This window comes from Amycolatopsis sp. NPDC098790 (genome assembly GCF_044759945.1).
Classification (GTDB): domain Bacteria; phylum Actinomycetota; class Actinomycetes; order Mycobacteriales; family Pseudonocardiaceae; genus Amycolatopsis.
Genome location: NZ_JBIWAI010000005.1, coordinates 411,770 through 428,311, shown reverse-complemented (window position 1 = coordinate 428,311; position 16,542 = coordinate 411,770). Strand labels below are relative to the sequence as shown.

14 protein-coding genes are annotated in these 16,542 nt (G+C 72.3%); 7 read left to right on the top strand and 7 right to left on the bottom strand.

Annotated elements, in window-relative coordinates:
• The first annotated feature begins 217 nt into the window (after window positions 1-217).
• From ACIQWX_RS35555 to ACIQWX_RS35540, 4 genes are read left to right on the top strand one after another with little or no spacing between them, the layout of a single operon-like run.
• Window positions 218-4,441 carry a nitrate- and nitrite sensing domain-containing protein gene (locus ACIQWX_RS35555; RefSeq protein WP_400881447.1) on the top strand — a complete coding sequence of 1,408 codons (4,224 nt, stop codon included), beginning with the start codon at window positions 218-220 and terminating at the stop codon, window positions 4,439-4,441.
• A complete protein-coding gene (locus tag ACIQWX_RS35550; RefSeq protein ID WP_004561253.1) occupies window positions 4,438-4,890 on the top strand; it encodes a roadblock/LC7 domain-containing protein in 453 nt (150 codons plus the stop codon). The genes ACIQWX_RS35555 and ACIQWX_RS35550 overlap by 4 nt, the downstream gene beginning before the upstream one ends.
• Before the next feature lie 7 nt (window positions 4,891-4,897).
• Window positions 4,898-5,614, top strand: a complete 717-nt coding sequence (locus ACIQWX_RS35545; protein ID WP_400880807.1) for a DUF742 domain-containing protein — start codon at window positions 4,898-4,900, stop codon at window positions 5,612-5,614.
• 28 nt (window positions 5,615-5,642) lie between these two features.
• Window positions 5,643-6,206, top strand: coding sequence for an ATP/GTP-binding protein (locus ACIQWX_RS35540; RefSeq protein WP_091389756.1), 564 nt, complete (start codon window positions 5,643-5,645; stop codon window positions 6,204-6,206).
• A gap of 87 nt (window positions 6,207-6,293) precedes the next feature.
• Here the strand turns inward: ACIQWX_RS35540 and ACIQWX_RS35535 are convergent, their stop codons facing one another.
• Genes ACIQWX_RS35535 through ACIQWX_RS35525 form a run of 3 tightly spaced genes read right to left on the bottom strand, consistent with a single transcriptional unit; the run spans window position 6,294 to window position 7,694 of the window.
• Window positions 6,294-6,944, bottom strand: a complete 651-nt coding sequence (locus ACIQWX_RS35535; protein ID WP_400880805.1) for a DUF899 domain-containing protein — start codon at window positions 6,942-6,944, stop codon at window positions 6,294-6,296.
• Window positions 6,941-7,372 carry an SRPBCC domain-containing protein gene (locus ACIQWX_RS35530; protein ID WP_400880803.1) on the bottom strand — a complete coding sequence of 144 codons (432 nt, stop codon included), beginning with the start codon at window positions 7,370-7,372 and terminating at the stop codon, window positions 6,941-6,943. Before ACIQWX_RS35530 ends, ACIQWX_RS35535 begins: the two co-directional genes overlap by 4 nt.
• On the bottom strand, window positions 7,365-7,694 hold the full coding sequence (locus ACIQWX_RS35525) for an ArsR/SmtB family transcription factor (protein ID WP_400880801.1): 330 nt from the start codon (window positions 7,692-7,694) through the stop codon (window positions 7,365-7,367). Before ACIQWX_RS35525 ends, ACIQWX_RS35530 begins: the two co-directional genes overlap by 8 nt.
• 137 nt (window positions 7,695-7,831) lie before the next feature.
• On the opposite strand from ACIQWX_RS35525, the gene icmF reads away from it, so the two are divergent.
• Window positions 7,832-11,065, top strand: a complete 3,234-nt coding sequence (icmF, locus tag ACIQWX_RS35520) for a fused isobutyryl-CoA mutase/GTPase IcmF (RefSeq protein WP_400880799.1) — start codon at window positions 7,832-7,834, stop codon at window positions 11,063-11,065.
• Here icmF and ACIQWX_RS35515 read toward each other — a convergent pair.
• Together ACIQWX_RS35515 and ACIQWX_RS35510 are read right to left on the bottom strand one after the other, a co-directional pair.
• Window positions 11,062-11,439: a CPCC family cysteine-rich protein gene (locus tag ACIQWX_RS35515; RefSeq protein WP_400880797.1), complete on the bottom strand. Its 378-nt coding sequence runs from the start codon at window positions 11,437-11,439 to the stop codon at window positions 11,062-11,064. The two genes, icmF and ACIQWX_RS35515, sit on opposite strands and share 4 nt — an antisense overlap.
• 34 nt (window positions 11,440-11,473) lie before the next feature.
• Window positions 11,474-12,172, bottom strand: coding sequence for a class I SAM-dependent methyltransferase (locus ACIQWX_RS35510; RefSeq protein WP_400880795.1), 699 nt, complete (start codon window positions 12,170-12,172; stop codon window positions 11,474-11,476).
• Window positions 12,173-12,248: 76 nt separating this feature from the next.
• Between ACIQWX_RS35510 and ACIQWX_RS35505 the strand changes: the two genes are divergently transcribed.
• A complete protein-coding gene (locus tag ACIQWX_RS35505) occupies window positions 12,249-13,079 on the top strand; it encodes an LLM class F420-dependent oxidoreductase (RefSeq protein ID WP_400880793.1) in 831 nt (276 codons plus the stop codon).
• On the opposite strand, the gene ACIQWX_RS35500 is transcribed toward ACIQWX_RS35505, so the two are convergent.
• Both ACIQWX_RS35500 and kstR read right to left on the bottom strand, forming a co-directional pair.
• The gene (locus ACIQWX_RS35500) at window positions 13,033-13,725 is read right to left on the bottom strand and encodes a maleylpyruvate isomerase family mycothiol-dependent enzyme (RefSeq protein ID WP_400880791.1); all 693 of its coding nucleotides are present in this window, start codon (window positions 13,723-13,725) and stop codon (window positions 13,033-13,035) included. The two genes, ACIQWX_RS35505 and ACIQWX_RS35500, sit on opposite strands and share 47 nt — an antisense overlap.
• On the bottom strand, window positions 13,722-14,342 hold the full coding sequence (gene kstR, locus ACIQWX_RS35495; protein WP_091389771.1) for a cholesterol catabolism transcriptional regulator KstR: 621 nt from the start codon (window positions 14,340-14,342) through the stop codon (window positions 13,722-13,724). Before kstR ends, ACIQWX_RS35500 begins: the two co-directional genes overlap by 4 nt.
• 146 nt (window positions 14,343-14,488) lie before the next feature.
• Here kstR and ACIQWX_RS35490 point away from each other — a divergent pair, with 146 nt between their 5' ends.
• Window positions 14,489-16,534 (top strand): acyl-CoA dehydrogenase family protein, encoded by a 2,046-nt coding sequence (locus tag ACIQWX_RS35490; RefSeq protein WP_400880788.1) that lies wholly within the window; start codon window positions 14,489-14,491, stop codon window positions 16,532-16,534.
• Window positions 16,535-16,542 lie beyond the last annotated feature (8 nt).

Sequence of the window (16,542 nt, the reverse complement as noted above, 5' to 3'; positions counted from 1 at the left end):
TGCACAGTCCCTTGCACGGGACCGCGGGAGCTTCGGGACGGTGCCCATGCGCAGGCGGCCGGGCGGCCGGGGACGAGCGAGGGGACCGGGGACGCGGCAGGGCGCGGGCGGCACGATCGTCCGCACGCCCGCCGCGAGCCGGGACGCCGCGCCGCCGACGCGGATCCATGACGCCGGACAGGGAGTCACTCACGTGACCGTTGCAGGAGAAGGTCAGGTGCCCGTGGGGGAGCTGCTCGGCCGAGCGCCCCGGCGGTCCAAGGGGAAGGACGCGTGGCGCGCCCTCGTGCGCTGGCGCGACTGGAGCCTCCCCGTCAAGCTTTCGGCCGTCACCGTCGTCCCCATCGTCCTCGCGCTGGTCCTCGGCGTCACGACGATCGCGGGCCAGGTCGGCCGCTCGGACGAGTACCAGCGGCTCGACCGGCTCGTCGCGCTCGGCGGCCAGACGCGCGCGCTCACCGGCGCGCTGCAGCAGGAGCGCACGGTCACCGCGGCGATGCTGACCGAGGGCACCGTCGGCGGCACGCCCGAGCTGGCGGCGGCCCGCAAGGCCACCGACACCGCGGCCGGGCCGTTCACCGCGGCGCAGGCCCGCGCGGCCGACGCCGAGCCCGGCGTGGCCGGTGCCGCCGGCGCGGCCACCGCGCAGGTCAACAACCTCGGCTTCCTCCGCCGCCAGGTCGACGGCGGCCAGCTCGACCCGGCGCAGGCCGTCACCGCTTACTCCGGGATCACCGGGTCGCTGATCAGCCTCGACACCGCGGCCACCGCGGGCGAGGGCGACGGCACCCTCGGCGGCACGCCCGCCGGGCTGCACGAGCTGCTCGTCGCGGGCGAGCAGGTGTCGCTCAGCCAGGCGATGGTCTCCTACGGCATCGCGCGCGCCGCGCTGACGCCGAGCGAGCTGGCCACGCTGCGCGCCGCCGAGCTGCGGCTCGCCGACCGGCTCGTCGATTTCCGGTCCGCGGCGGGCGACACGCTGCAGCGCGACTTCGCGGCCATCGCCGAAGGCAAGCAGGCGCAGAGCCGGGCCCGGATGGTCGAGTCCGTGCTGAACGCGCAGCCCAACGCGGTCGACGACGCCTTCCGCGCGCTGTCGGCCGCCGACTGGGACGCCGCGTCCACCGGGATGCGGCGGGAGATCGGCCAGGTCGCCGACCGGCTCGGCGCGTCGGCCGCGGCCACGTCGGCGCAGCTGGTCGACGACGCCAGCAGCGGCGCGGGCCTGCTCGCGGTGCTGCTGTTCGCCGCCATGGTGCTCGCCGTCGCGGTCGTCTTCCTCATCACCCGCCAGCTGCTGCGTTCGCTGAAGGCGTTGCGGCGCAGCGCTCTCGACGTCGCCGAGACCGCGCTGCCCGAAGCGGTCCGCAACATCCAGGAGGGCCGCGCGCAGGGCACGGACATCGTGCCGGTGCCGGTGCGGACCGACGACGAGGTCGGCGAGGTGGCGCGCGCGTTCGACAAGGTGCACCACCAGGCGCTGCGGCTGGCGACCGAGCAGGCCGCGATGCGCACCGGCTTCGGCAGCGTGTTCGTCAACCTGTCGCGGCGCAGCCAGAGCCTCGTGCAGCGGCAGCTGCAGCTGATCGAGCAGCTGGAGCGCGACGAGGAGGACGCCGACCAGCTCGCGACGCTGTTCCAGCTCGACCACCTCGCCACCCGGATGCGGCGCAACAACGAGAACCTGATGGTGCTGTCGGGCGCCGAGCCCGGGCGCCGGTCCGGCAAGCCGGTCGGCACCACCGACATGCTCCGCGCGGCGGTCTCGGAAATCGAGCAGTACCAGCGGGTCCAGGTGCAGCCGCCGCCCCCGGCCCGGATCGTCGGGTACGCCGCGAGCGACCTGATGCGCCTGGTCGCCGAGCTGCTGGACAACGCGACGGCGTTCTCCGCGCCGGAGACGTCGGTGACGGTCGCTTCGCGGCTGGGCGAGGACGGTTCGCTCAACGTCGACATCCTCGACAAGGGCATCGGCATGAACGAGGCCGAGGTCGCCGAGGCGAACACCCGGCTGACCGAGGCCGGGTCGGTCGACCTGGCCACCTCGCGCCGGATGGGCCTGTTCGTCGTCGGCCGGCTGGCCAGCAGGCACCGGATCGGGGTGTCGCTGCACGGCGGCAAGGACATCGTCGGCGTCCGCGCGACGGTCGTCGTGCCGCCGGACCTGGTGATGCCGGTGACCGACGGCCCGATGACCGGTCCGATCGGCTCCCTGCAGAAGCACCCGGCGAGCCCCGCGGCGGGCAACCAGCTGCCGCGCCGCCAGACCAACGGCCACTCCCGGCCGCGGCCGGTGGTCCCGCAGCAGCCGGCGACGGGGGAGGAGCGCTGGCCGTCGGCGAGCGACCTCGCCGGGCTGACGAACGGCCACGGACCCACCGAGCGCCCGCCGTCGGACCTGGAGATTTCCGGGACGGCGCTGTTCGCCCCGCTGCCGAAGGACGACGACGTCCCGCCGCCGCGTCCGACGCTGCCCGCCGTGCTGCCGGTGCCGGACCCGCCGCGGGCGGGCGACCTGCCGTCGGGCAAGGACCTGTTCTCCGCCAACGAAACGACGCTGAGCGACTGGTGGCGCCAGGCGACCGCGAAGCCGGAGCCGGCTCCTACAAGGGCTCCGGACCCGTCGGAGACGACGCCGATCTTCGACGAGATGCTGTCGGCGTGGTTCCGCGAGGACAAGCCGGCGGCCGCCGTGCCGGAGGAGCCGGAGCCCGCCGTCGCCGCCGCCGTCGAGGAAGAGGTGCGCAGCTGGGACTTCGCCAGCGACGAGAACTTCCGCACGGTCCAGGCGGTCACGAAGTCGGAACCGACGGCGTTCACGGAGAAGGGCCTGCCCCGCCGCAGGCGCGGCGAGCAGCTGCTCCCGGGCAGCGCAACGCCGACCCCGCCGATACCGGCCCCGGCCCCGGCGAGGTCGGACCTCCCGGTCCGCGACCCGGCGGACGTGCGGGGGCGGTTGAGCAGCTTCCAACAGGGCGTGACGAGGGGGCGGCAGCAGGCCCGCCAGGCGGCGCAGGCGGCCGGGCAGGCAGGTACGACCGCGGCCCCGGCTGGTGGTGCGGCGGGCGCTCCGGCTGGTGGTGCTCCGGCACAGGCTGGTGGTGCGGCGCAGGCTGGCGCTCCGGCGCAGGCCGCCGGGACTGCGGCGCCGGCTGGTGGTGCGGCGCAGCCCGGTACTGCGGCCCAGGCCGGCGCTCCGGCTCAGACCGGAGCTGCCGCTCAGGCCGGGACCGCCGCTCAGGCCGGTGCTCCGGCGCAGGCCGGGACCGCGGCTCAGACCGAGGCTGCCGCTCAGGCTGGTGCTCCGGCGCAGGCCGCCGGGACTGCGGCGCCGGCTGGTGGTGCTCCGGCACAGGCTGGTGGGGCGGCGCAGCCCGGTACTGCGGCCCAGCCCGGTGCTTCGGCGCAGGCCGCCGGGACTGCGGCTCAGCAGTCGTTCGCGCAGGGCCTCCGGCCGGGCGCGCTGCCGGGCCGGCCGTCGGCCGCGCCGAACGCGCTGCCGCAGCGGGGACAGCAGGGCGCCTCCGCGCAGCCGAATGCCCTGAACCAGCCGAGCGACCGCCCGGCTCCGGCTTCGCCGGAGGCCGGCGAAGCGACTTCCGGTGAGCAGGAAGGCGGCCGGCTGCCGAGCCGGCAGCCGCGCCCCGCTCGCCGGACGCCCGCCGACCAGCCCACGGCCTTCCAGGAGGCGGTTCCGCGGTCGGCGCCCGTCGAGCAGGCGGACCAGCCGACGGCCTTCCAGGAGGCGGCCTCGCGGCCCGCGCCCAGCGAGCAGGCGGACCAGCCCACGGTCTTCCAGGAGGCGGTTCCGCGGTCGGCATCCGTCGAGCAGGCCGATCAGCCCACGGTCTTCCAGGAGGCGGTTCCGCGGTCGGCGCCCGTCGAGCAGGCGGACCAGCCGACAGCCTTCCAGGAGCCGGCCCTGCGCCCGGCGCCCGCTGAGCAGGCCGATCAGCCCACGGCTTTCCAGGAAGCGGCGCCTGGCGACCAGCCCGCGGCCTTCCAGGAAGCGCAGCCGCCGGCCTTCCAGGAACCGGGCCAACCGCCCGCCCCGGAGACCGCGGCCCGCCCCGCCGCACCCCCGTCGGCCCTCCCCTCCCGACGCGGCTCCGGGCCGACCCCCGAAACCCCCGCCCCGCGGCGCGAAGAGACCACCACCGAGTGGAACTTCGGGACCGATGACGGCTGGCGGGCGGTGCAAGCGGTGTCCCAGTCGGCACCCGCCACCTTCACTTCGGCAGGATTGCCCCGGCGCCGTCGCGGGGAGCAGCTGCTCCCGGGCAGCGCCGGACCGCCCACCGGGGCCACGGCCCCCCGACCACAACGGGACGCACACGACGTGCGCGGCCGCCTGCGCAGCTTCCAGCAGGGCATCGAGCGCGGGCGCCACCGCACCGCTCGGGCGACCGAGACGAACCACGAGACACTGGAGGGTGAATGACCTCGCCGAGTAGTGCGCAGCCGACGCAGAACCAGTTCGGCTGGCTGGTGAACGACTTCGCGGAGCGCGTGCCCGGCGTGGCGCACGCCGTGGTCGTCTCGGCGGACGGCCTGCTGCTGACCGCGTCGAACCGGCTCCCGCTCGACCGGGCCGACCAGCTCGCCGCGGTCGCCTCCGGCCTGGTCAGCCTCACCCAGGGCGCGGCCCGGTGCTTCGAGGCGGGCGCGGTCAACGAGACCGTCGTCGAGATGGAGCTGGGCATCATGGTGCTGATGTCGATCAGCGACGGTTCCTGCCTCGCCGTGCTCGCCGCCCCCAACTGCGACATCGGGCAGGTCGCCTACGAGATGACCATGCTCGTCGACCGCGTCGGTCAGATCCTCACCCCGGAGCTGCGCGCCCAGCTTCAGGGCTCCGGGGGGTCGCTGATCGGCGAACCGGTGGGATGATGGCGCGATGAGCACGGGGTCCGGATTCACTGGCGAACCACCCGGGGGGCAGCACCCCGCCGGGCGAGGGGACGACGGCACGTTCGCCGACGTCCTCAACGGGTTCACCCTGGATTCCGGCCGTGCCCGCCGGAAGCGCAAGAAGAGCAAGGAGTCCCCGCCACCCCCGGCCGCCGGTGCGCACGCGGCCGCGGAACCGCCGGCGCCCGCGCCGTCGGCCGACCAAGGAGATCGTGTGACCTCTTTAGTCTCGCCCCCCGGCAGTACCGACGGGGACAGTCCCAGGCCGGGTGGGCTGTTCGACCCCGGCCCGCCCAGCGGCGAGTTCGTCATGCCCGCGGTGTTCGAACAGCCACCGGCGCCCGAGGACCTGACGGCGATCGTCCGGCCCTACGCTTTGACCGGCGGCCGCACCCGGGCGAACTACGCCCTGGAGCTGGAGACACTGATCTCCGCGAAGGACTACGCTGCCACCGGTGGCTTCCCCGAGGTGGCCGCGGAGCAGATCGAGTGCATCTCGATCATGGAAGAGTGCCGGACCCCCCGTTCGGTCGCCGAGATCGTGTCGGCCCTGCGGGTGCCGCTGGGGGTGGCCCGGGTGCTGATCAGCGACGCGGCCGACGCGGGGCTGGTCACGGTGCACAAGACGATAACGGGCAATGACGGCGCCGAGGCACATCTGGTGTTGATGGAAAGGGTTTTGAGTGGACTCCGTCGGCTTTAAGGCACCGCGGGACACCGCGCCCCCGACCATGACATCCGCCAAGATCGTGGTGGCGGGCGGCTTCGGTGCGGGGAAGACGACCTTCGTCGGGTCGGTGTCGGAAATCGTGCCGCTCACCACCGAGGCGATGATGACCGACGCCAGCGTCGGCGTCGACAACCTCGACCACACCCCGAGCAAGTCGACGACCACCGTGGCGATGGACTTCGGCCGGGTGTCGCTGGACGCGGACCTGATCCTCTACCTGTTCGGCACGCCCGGGCAGCAGCGGTTCTGGTTCATGTGGGACGACCTGGTCCGCGGCGCGATCGGCGCGGTGGTGCTGGCCGACACGCGCCGGCTGGCCGACTCGTTCGCCCCGATCGACTTCTTCGAGGACCGCGGCCTGCCGTACATCGTCGGCGTCAACACGTTCGACGGCGTGCTGGAGCACGACATCAACGACGTGCGCGAGGCCCTGTCGATCGACCCGAACATCCCGATCGTCCGCTGCGACGCCCGGGACCGCGAGTCGACGAAGCAGACGCTGATCACGCTGGTCGAGTACGCGATGCGCCAGTGGATCGCGCTCCGGGCGGCGAAGTCCCGCTGACGCCGTCGGGGCCCGGGGAAGCCCCCGGGCCCGGCGCGGCCCACGCGCGCGGTGACGTGCGCGTGTCAGTCGTGCGCGCGGCCGCCGTCAGTATTCGTCGTGGCGGCGCCACCACGAGCTCGGCGCGTCCTCGCCATGGCTGTCCTCTTCCCACGCCTCCTGCCGCCCCAGCGGCGTGATGTCGAGGTAGCGGTGCGAGGCCAGGAACATCTCGCCGCCCCGGCCGGACGTGAAGTACGTCCGGTAGACGTTGTCGCCCTCGCGCAGGAACACGCTGACGCCGAAGCCCATCCCGACGCCGCAGTCCTCGGTGAAGCCGGTGCCGTGCGCGGACACCCACGGCACGTCCCAGCCCATCCGCGTCCGGTACCGCTCGATCTCCGGCAGCGTCGCCGGCGCGACGATCTTCAGCGTGACGTCGCGGGCGTGCAGGTGGGCCAGGTGCGGCATGTTGTCGACGAGCAGGGAGCAGCCGGGGCAGCCCGCCTCGTCGCCGGGGTGCAGCATGAAGTGGTAGACGATCAGCTGGCGGCGGCCGTCGAACAGGTCGAGCAGGCCGACCGGACCGTCCACGCTCTCGAACTGGTATTTCGCGTCGAACCGGACCATCGGCAGCCGGCGGCGCTCGGCGGCGAGCCGGTCGGCCGCCTTCATGTGCTCCTTCTCCTTGGCCAGCAGCGCGTCGCGCGCGGCCTGCCAGTCCTCCGGCGAGACGATCTCGGGCAGGGTGGCGGTCATCGGTCGTCCTTTCCTCGGATGAAGCCGGTCAGGTCCTCGAAGCTGGAGTTCCAGCCCTCCTCGTGGCCGTCGCGCTCGGCGGCGGTCGGGAAGCCGGTCTGGGTGAAGGTCATCTCGGTCTTGCCCCCGAGGTCGGCGAAGCCGATCGTCACGAGCGTCTCCAGCTCCTGGGCTTCCCAGGCGAAGGTGAACACGAGCCGTTCGGGGACGTCGACCTCGCGGTAGACGCCGTGCATCCAGTGGTCCTCGCCCTCGGGGGAGTGGATGCAGGCCCGCCAGCGGCCACCGGGGCGCGGGTCGACGGTCACGGCGGAGCAGGTGAAGCCCTCCGGACCGAACCAGCTCGCCACGTGGTCCGGTTCGGTCCACGCCGCGTAGACGAGTTCACGCGGGGCGTCGAAGACGCGCGTGATGGTCAGGTCAGGCATCGCCGGTCAGCCTCCTCAGGTGGTCCTCGAGGCGGTCGAAGCCGCCCTCCCAGAACTGCCGGTAGGTCGCGACCCAGTCGGCGACGTCTTCCAGGGGTTTCGCCTCCAGCCGGCAGGGCCGCCACTGGCGGGTGCGGCCGCGGGTGATCAGCCCGGCCTGTTCGAGCACCTTCAGGTGCCGCGAGACGGCGGGCAGGCTCATCGTGAACGGTTCGGCGAGCTCGTTCACCGTCGCTTCGCCCGCCGAAAGCCGGGCGAGGATGGCGCGCCGGGTCGGGTCGGCCAGGGCGGAGAACGTGCGGCTCAGCTGGTCAGTCGTCATTTCAGCACCTTGTTAATTAACGGACTCGTTAAACATAGCGCCGAACAGGGGTCTGTCAAGTTCTCCTGGTGAGCCCTGAGATCCGCGTCACGGGTCCTCGGGTTTCCAATAGTAGGAAGTCAAAGTATTTTGGGGGGATGAGCAGCGAGCTGTACCGCCCCGTGCACCCCGTCCGGTTCGTGACGGCGTCGAGCCTCTTCGACGGTCACGACGCGTCGATCAACATCATGCGGCGGATCCTGCAGTCGCAGGGCGCGGAGGTCGTCCACCTCGGCCACAACCGGTCGGTCGACGAGGTCGCCACCGCGGCCGTCGCCGAGGACGTCCAGGGTGTCGCCATCTCTGCCTACCAGGGCGGGCACGTCGAGTACTTCTCCTACCTGGTGGAGCTGCTGCGCGAGCGCGGTGCCGGTCACATCAAGGTCTTCGGAGGCGGGGGCGGGGTGATCGTGCGCGAGGAGATCGAGCTGCTGCACTCGCGCGGCGTCGCCCGCATCTTCTCGCCCGAGGACGGCTACGAGATGGGCCTGCCGGGCATGATCAACCTGATGATCAAGGCCTGCGACACCGACCTCGCGGCCGAGGCCCCCGCGCTGGACAAGGTGCTCTCCGGCGACGTCGCCTCGCTGTCCCGCGTCATCACGCAGCTGCAGGCCGAGCGGCTGCCCGGTGACCTGCTGAGCGGCATCACCGTGGCCGCGGGCAAGCGCGAGGTACCGGTGCTGGGCATCACCGGCACCGGCGGCTCGGGCAAGTCGTCGCTCACCGACGAGCTGATCCGCCGCTTCCGCCTCGACCAGGAGGACAAGCTGCGGATCGCGGTGCTCGCCGTCGACCCGTCGCGGCGCAAGGGCGGCGGCGCGCTGCTCGGCGACCGCATCCGGATGAACTGCCTCGACGGCTCGCCGGTGTACTTCCGCTCGCTGGCCACCCGGACGACGTCCGGCGAGATCCCGGCCGGGCTGAGCGAGTCCATCCTGGCCTGCAAGGCGGCCGGCTTCGACCTGGTGATCGTCGAGACGCCGGGCATCGGCCAGGGCGACGCCGGCATCGTCGACTTCGTGGACGAGTCGCTGTACGTGATGACGCCGGAGTTCGGCGCCGCGTCGCAGCTGGAGAAGATCGACATGCTCGACTTCGCCGACGTCGTCGCGATCAACAAGTTCGAGCGCCGCGGCGCCGAGGACGCCCGCCGCGACGTCGCGCGCCAGCTGGTGCGCAACCGCGAGGCCTTCTCCTCGGGGCCGGAGGACATGCCGGTGTACGGCACGAGCGCGGCGAAGTTCAACGACGACGGCGTCACCGCGCTGTACCAGCACCTGCGCGGCCTGCTCGCCGAGCGCGGGCTGACCGTCTCGGCCGGCACGCTGCCGCGGGTCGAGGGCAAGGTGTCGACCGACGCGTCGACGGTCATCCCGGGCAACCGGGCCCGCTACCTGGCCGAAATCTCCGAGACCGTGCGCGGGTACCACGCGAAGACCGAGGCGCAGGTCGCCGCGGTCCGCAAGCGCGAAGCACTGGCGCTGGCGAAAACCGAACTGTCCAACGTGGACGCGTCGACGGACGCGCTGGACGGGCTGCTCGCCGCCGCGGAGTCCGATGTGGACGGCGAGTCGACAAAGCTCCTCGCGCGGTTCCGCGAGCTGGCCGAGGAATACCGCCAGGACGAGCTGGTCGTCAAGATCCGCGACAAGGAGCTGCGCACGCAGCTGTGGCGCGACACGCTGTCCGGCAACCGGATCCCGCGCGTGGCGCTGCCGCGGTACGCCGAGTCCGGCGAGCTGCTGTCGTTCCTGCGCCGTGAGAACCTGCCGGGCTACTTCCCGTACACCGCCGGGGTTTTCCCGTTCAAGCGCGAGGGCGAAGACCCGGCCCGGATGTTCGCCGGCGAGGGGGACGCCTTCCGCACCAACCGCCGGTTCAAGCTGCTCTCGGCCGACTCCGAGGCGAAGCGGCTGTCGACGGCGTTCGACTCCGTGACCCTCTACGGCCACGACCCCGACACGCGCCCGGACATCTACGGCAAGGTCGGCACGTCGGGCGTCTCGATCGCGTCGCTCGAGGACATGAAGGTCCTCTACGACGGCTTCGACCTGACCGCGCCGAACACCTCGGTGTCGATGACGATCAACGGCCCGGCGCCGACGATCCTGGCCTTCTTCCTCAACACCGCGATCGACCAGAAGCTCGACGAGTTCAAGGCGGAGCACGGCCGCGAGCCGTCCGACGCCGAGGCCGCCGAGCTGCGCGAATGGGCTTTGAAGAACGTGCGCGGCACGGTGCAGGCCGACATCCTCAAGGAGGACCAGGGCCAGAACACCTGCATCTTCTCCACCGAGTTCAGCCTCCGGATGATGGCCGACATCCAGGAGTGGTTCATCTCCCGCGGTGTCCGCAACTTCTACTCGGTGTCCATTTCGGGCTACCACATCGCCGAAGCCGGGGCGAACCCGATCTCGCAGCTGGCCTTCACGCTGTCGAACGGCTTCACCTACGTCGAGTCGTACCTCGCGCGCGGCATGGACATCGACGACTTCGCGCCGAACCTGTCGTTCTTCTTCTCCAACGGCATGGACGCGGAGTACTCGGTGCTCGGCCGGGTGGCGCGGCGGATCTGGGCGGTGGCCATGCGCGAGCGCTACGGCGCGAACGAGCGGTCGCAGAAGCTCAAGTACCACGTGCAGACGTCCGGGCGGTCGCTGCACGCGCAGGAGATGAGCTTCAACGACATCCGCACGACGCTGCAGGCGCTGTGCGCGCTGTACGACAACGCGAACTCCTTGCACACCAACGCGTTCGACGAGGCGATCACGACGCCGTCGGAGTCGTCGGTGCGCCGCGCGATGGCCATCCAGATGATCATCAACAAGGAGTGGGGCCTGTCGAAGAACGAGAACCCGCTGCAGGGCTCGTTCGTCATCGACGAGCTGACCGACCTGGTCGAAGAGGCCGTGTTGCTGGAGTTCGACCGGATCTCCGAGCGCGGTGGCGTGCTCGGCGCGATGGAAACGGGTTACCAGCGCGGCAAGATCCAGGACGAGTCGATCCTGTACGAGCGCAAGAAGCACGACGGCTCGCTGCCGATCATCGGCGTCAACACGTTCCGCAACCCGCGTGCGGGGGAGGACGAGGTCGAGGTCGAGCTGGCCCGCGCGACCGAGGACGAGAAGAAGTCCCAGCTGGACCGCCTCGCGGACTTCCAGCACCGCCACCACGAGGAGGCCCAGCAGGCGCTGAAGGCGTTGCGCGAGGCGGCCACCCGCGGCGGCAACCTGTTCGAGGTGCTGATGGACGCCGCGCGGGTGTGCACGCTCGGTCAGATCACGGAGGCGTTTTTCGAGGTCGGCGGCCAGTACCGGCGCAACGTCTAGCTGCGACGCCAGAAGGTCGGCCGCCACCAGTAGAGCGCCGTGAGGTCGGCCGGCCACGGTGCCTGGTGGGTGCCCACGGGCTCGAAGTCGTCGACGGCGAGGTCGATGGGCCGCCAGCCGCCGTCGAGTGGTTCGTCCGGAGCGGGCATGCGGACGATGCCGGTGAAGCGGTACTCCATCGCGCCCAGCTCGGCGTGGGCGAGCTGGGAATCGATCAGCGAAGGGGAGTTCGCCCCGCCGGGCATGTCGGGCCACCGCAGCTGGAGGTCGTCGTCCTCCCAGAAACACACCGGGCAGATGTCGTAGCTGCCGGGAGGTCTCTCGAGCGTACGGTGCCCGCAGCACGGGCACGGGTACTCGGCCGGGGTGTCCACGGGTGATCACTGTGGACAACCCGGCCGTCGCCGGTCAACTCGTTTGCCGGACCGCCTTCAGCTGCCAGACCGGCACCAGCACCCGGCCGTCGCCGTCGGTGTCCAGGCCGTTCAGGCCGGCCAGCTCGGCCGGGTCCTGGTCCAGGATCGTCCGGACGCTGTGCCGCAGCTCCTCCGGCGTCATCGACGTCGTGTACAGGGTCGGCTCGAGGCGCTCGATCGTCCAGTCGCGACCGACCGTCTCCCGCAGGTTGGCTTCGGTGATCCGGTACGGCGCCGGGAAGCCGTCCGGGATCTCCGGCGAGAAGGCGAAGAGGTGCAACGTCGCGCCGGGCCGCGTCGCGCGGGTCAGCGCGGCGAGGTACTGGTGCCGTGCTTCCTCGGACAGGCAGTGGTACAGCGCGCTGTCGAGGACCGTGTCGAACCGCTCTTCGTAACCTTCGAGCGTGGTCGCGTCGGCGACGGCGAAGGTGACGCCTGGCGCGCGGGTCCGGGCCTGGTCGACCGCGGACGGCGCGCCGTCCAGCCCGGTGACCCGCAGGCCGCGCGAGGCGAGGAACGCCGAGTTGTCGCCGAGGCCGCACCCGATGTCGAGCACGTCACCGGTGAACTCGCCGGCGTCGGCCAGCGCGACGACCGCGGGCTGCGGCGCGCCGAGGTCCCACGGCATCTTGCGGCCCATCGGGGTGGCGCCCTGGTACAGCTCTTCGAAGTCGACGTCCTGCACGTCCATGACTGCCCCCTTATTCAACGTGTGATGAGATCACTCCATCGTGCACCCCCTGTCAACCCGGTGGTAGTCGTTGAGTATGAAATTCGGGATCTCGACGTTCGTGACCGACGAAGGCATCCGGCCGGACGTGCTGGGCGCGGCCCTGGAGGAACGCGGCTTCGACTCGCTGTTCCTGGCCGAGCACTCGCACATCCCCGCCAGTCGGGAAAGCCCCTACCCCGGCGGGGGCGACCTGCCGCGCGTGTACTACCGCACGCTCGACCCGTTCGTGGCGCTGAGCGCGGCGGCCGTGGCGACGTCGGAGCTGCTGCTCGGCACCGGGATCGCGTTGCTGCCGCAGCGCGACCTGATCCACACCGCCAAGGAGGTCGCGTCCCTGGACCTCGTCTCGGACGGCCGCGTGCTGTTCGGCGTCGGCGTCGGCTGGAACCGCGAGGAGATGCGCAACCACGGCACCGACCCGAAGACCCGCGGTGCCCTGATGGACGAGCAGCTGGCCGCGCTCAAGGAGATCTGGACGAAGGACGAGGCCGAGTTCCACGGCGAGCACATCGACCTCGACCCGCTCTTCAGCTGGCCGAAGCCGGTGCGGAAGCCGCACGTGCCGATCTACATCGGCGGCGAGAGCGAAGCGGCGCTGAACCGGCTCGCCAAGTACGGCGACGGCTGGCTGCTCCGCGGCTTCACGAAGTACCAGGAGGCGCAGCGCGTCCGGAGCTGGCTGGCCGACCAGGGCCGCGACGACGTCGAGTTCGCGGTGTTCGGCGGCCCGACGACGCCGAAGGTGATCGACGGCTTCCGCGAGGCCGGCGTCGAGCGCTACACGTTCCTGCTGGACACGCTCCCGGAAGCGGAGACGCTCAAGGCCCTCGACGAGCTGGCGAAGGTGGCTTCCGCGCACCGCTGACCGGCCAGGGGCCCAGTCCGGGCCGGTCGCCGGCCAGTCCCGTGCCGTCGGCCCGCCCGGACAGCCAGGCCGCGAGGTCGCGCACGGACCCCGTGACCTCGGCGTCGCCGGATCCCCAGCGGTGGTCGCCGGCGCGGACCGCCACGCCGGCCGGCAGCCGGTCGGCGAGGAAGTCGAGGGCGTGCTCGCAGAAGTCTTCGGGCCAGTCGGCGACGCCGATGCCGGCGTCGAGGTCCACGGCGTGGATCCAGACCTCGCGCCAGCGCGCGAAGACGGTGCTGGACAGCTTGCCGTCGCGGTAGTCGACGTGCTGGTCCCAGTCCGTGACGCGCGCCCAGGCGTCTTCGAGGCGGACGGAGTGCCGGAGCAGGGCACGCCGGTGCTCGTCGGCGGTCCGGCCCGCGGTCGCTTCGATGATGCCGTCGCGGTCGTGCGTCTTCGGGTCGTAGAGCGGGACGAGCACGCCGAGCAGGGCCTTCTCGACCAGGTCCGCGAGCGCGCGGCCGGCGTCGGTGACGTGGGCGAGCACGTGCCCGCGCGTCCAGCCGGGCAGCGGGGACGGCGCGCGGACCTGCTCGTCGGTCAGGCCGTCCAGCGCGTGGTGCAGCCGGCGGTGCGCTTCGGCGACCGCCGCGGTCGGGATCACTTGTCCAGGAGGAGGTGCACCGACAGTTCGAGGCGGTTGGCGACGTCGGCGGCCGACGCGCGGCGCGTCACCCAGGCCACCAGGTTCGCCATCCAGACGTCCGCGACGACGTGGAAGATGTCGCGATCGGCCTCGGTCGGCTCGGAGATGCCCATGGCCTGGGCGAACATGTTCTCCATCAGCCGCCCGACCTGCTCGACCTCGGCCGCGGCGGAGGTGTCGGCGAACATGAACGCCCGCACCATCGCCTCGGTCAGGTGCGGGTCGCGCTGCATCAGCCGGGTGTTGCGGCCGAGCACGAACATCAGCCGCTCGGCCGGCGTCTCGCCGGGGATCGCCTGCCGCTCCAGCTTCTCCTGCGCGCGCTCGAACTCGCGGGCGAGGCCGGAGACGAGCAGGTGGATCTTCGACGGGAAGTACCGGTAGAGCGTGCCGAGCGCGACGTCGGCCTTCTCGGCGACGGCGCGCATCTGGACGGCGTCGTAGCCGCCCTTCGAGGCCAGGGCGAGGGTGGCGTCGATGATCCGGCGACGGCGGTCGCGCTGGGCGGCGGAGCCGAGTTCGTCGGCCCCGATCGCGCTCATGCCGTTGCCGCGCGCCTTGGTCTTGCCGGGCATCGGTGTTCCCCCGTCCTCCGGAACTTGTTCCAGTTCACGACGTAGCGTACCTCGCCTGGCGAAACGTTCAACAATTGGCCCACTGGCCGAAAAACTGTAACACGTTCTACACTCGCGAGTAGTGACCCGTCCCGCGAGGAGGCCCCATGCCGGTCGCGCTCACCGAGGAACAGGCTGCGCTGGCCGAGGCGATCCGCGCCTGGGCGAGCGCGCACCACCCGCGCGAGGCGGTGCGCGCGGCGGAAGCCGGGGCCGGTCTGCCCGCCGGCTTCGCCGCGCTCGGCCTGTTCGGCGTGGCCCTGCCGGCCGCGTTGGGCGGCGCCGACGGGAGTATCGCCGATCTGGCCGCCGGCCTGGCCGCGGCGGCGGAAGAACTCGTTCCCGGTCCGGTGCTCGGCACCGCTTTGGCCGGCCTGCTGCTGGCGGAGGTCCCGTCGGCGAAGGAGCTCCTCGAAGCCGTCGCCGACGGGGAAGCGTCGATCGCCGTGCTGCTGGACCCCCTGGAAGACGGCGTCAGCGGGCCCGTACCCGGCGCCACGCCGGAATCCTGGCTGCTCGTGCCGGTCGACGGCGGGCACCTGCTGCTCGCGCCCGGGACGCCCGGGGTGGCGGTCGAGCCGCTCGCGCCGTTCGACTTCTCGCGTCCGCTGGCGCGGGTCCGGTTCGCCGGGGCCGATTCCGACGTCCTGACCCTGCCGCCGGTTCGGCCGCTGGCGGCCGTGCTGGCTTCGGCCGAGGCGGCGGGCGTGGCGCGGCGGTGCCTGACCGTCGCCGTCGAGTACGCCAAGGTCCGCGAGCAGTTCGGCCGGGCGATCGGCGGGTTCCAGGCGATCAAGCACCTGTGCGCCGAAATGCTCTGCCGCGCCGAAGCGGCCGAAGCGCTGGCCTGGGACGCGGCTTCCGGGCGGCACCCGCTTTCGGTGGCGAGCGCGGCCGCCGTCGCCCTCGACGCGGCCGTCGCCAACGCCAAGGACTGCATCCAGGTGCTCGGCGGGATCGGCTTCACGTGGGAGCACGACGCGCACCTCTACCTGCGCCGGGCCGTCGCGCTGCGGCAGTGGCTCGGGGGTTCGGGTCCGTGGCGCCGTCAATCGGCTTCGCTGGCTCTCGACGGGACCGAACGCACTTTGGGCGTCGACGTCGGCGAAGACCCTTCACTGGCGGAGGAAGTGGCGCGGATCGCGGCGCTGCCGACGGCGTCGCACCGGGTCGCCCTGGCGGACGCGGGGCTGCTGACGCCGCACTGGCCCGCCCCTTACGGCCGGGGCGCCGACGCCGCGGAGCAGCTGCGGATCGACGGCGCGCTCGCCGCGGCCGGGGTCCGCCGGCCGGACCTGGTGATCGGCGCGTGGGCGGTCCCGACGATCCTCGAGCACGGCAGCGACGAGCAGCGCACGCGGTTCGCCCGGCCGACGCTGCGGGGCGAGCTCACGTGGTGCCAGCTGTTCAGCGAGCCCGGCGCGGGGTCGGACCTGGCGTCGCTGCGGACGGCGGCGCGGCGCGTCGACGGCGGCTGGCGGCTGACCGGGCAGAAGGTGTGGACGTCGCTGGCGCGCGAGGCCGACTGGGGTATCTGCCTGGCCCGCACCGACCCGGAGGCGCCCAAGCACAAGGGGATCACGTACTTCCTGGTCGACATGCGTGCTTCCGGTATCACGACGCGGCCGCTGCGGGAGATCACCGGCGAGGCCGTGTTCAACGAGGTGTTCCTCGACGACGTGTTCGTCCCGGACGCCGACGTCGTCGGTGCTCCCGGCGGCGGGTGGCGGCTGGCGCGCACGACGCTGGCCAACGAGCGGGTGGCGCTCGGGAGCGGGTCGGCGGTGGGGGAGAGCGTCCAGGCACTGGTGTCCACTGTGGACAGGTCGGTGCTGGACGACGTCGCCTTGGACCGGCTCGGGTCGCTGGTGGCCGAGGGGGTCGCCGGGTCCGTGCTCGACCTGCGGGCGGCCCTGCGCCGGCTGGAGGGGCAGGACCCGGGGGCGGAGTCGAGCGTGCGGAAGCTGCTCGGGGTCGCGCACCGGCAGGACGTCGCGGAGTTCGCGGTGGAGCTGGCGGGGACGGGTGCGCTGGTCGCGGACAGCTCGGCCCAGCACGAGTTCCTGCTGACGCGGTGCCTGTCCATCGCCGGCGGGACGACGCAGGTGCTGCGGTCGTTGACGGCGGAACGGCTCCTGGGCCTGCCGCGCTGACGGCGCGA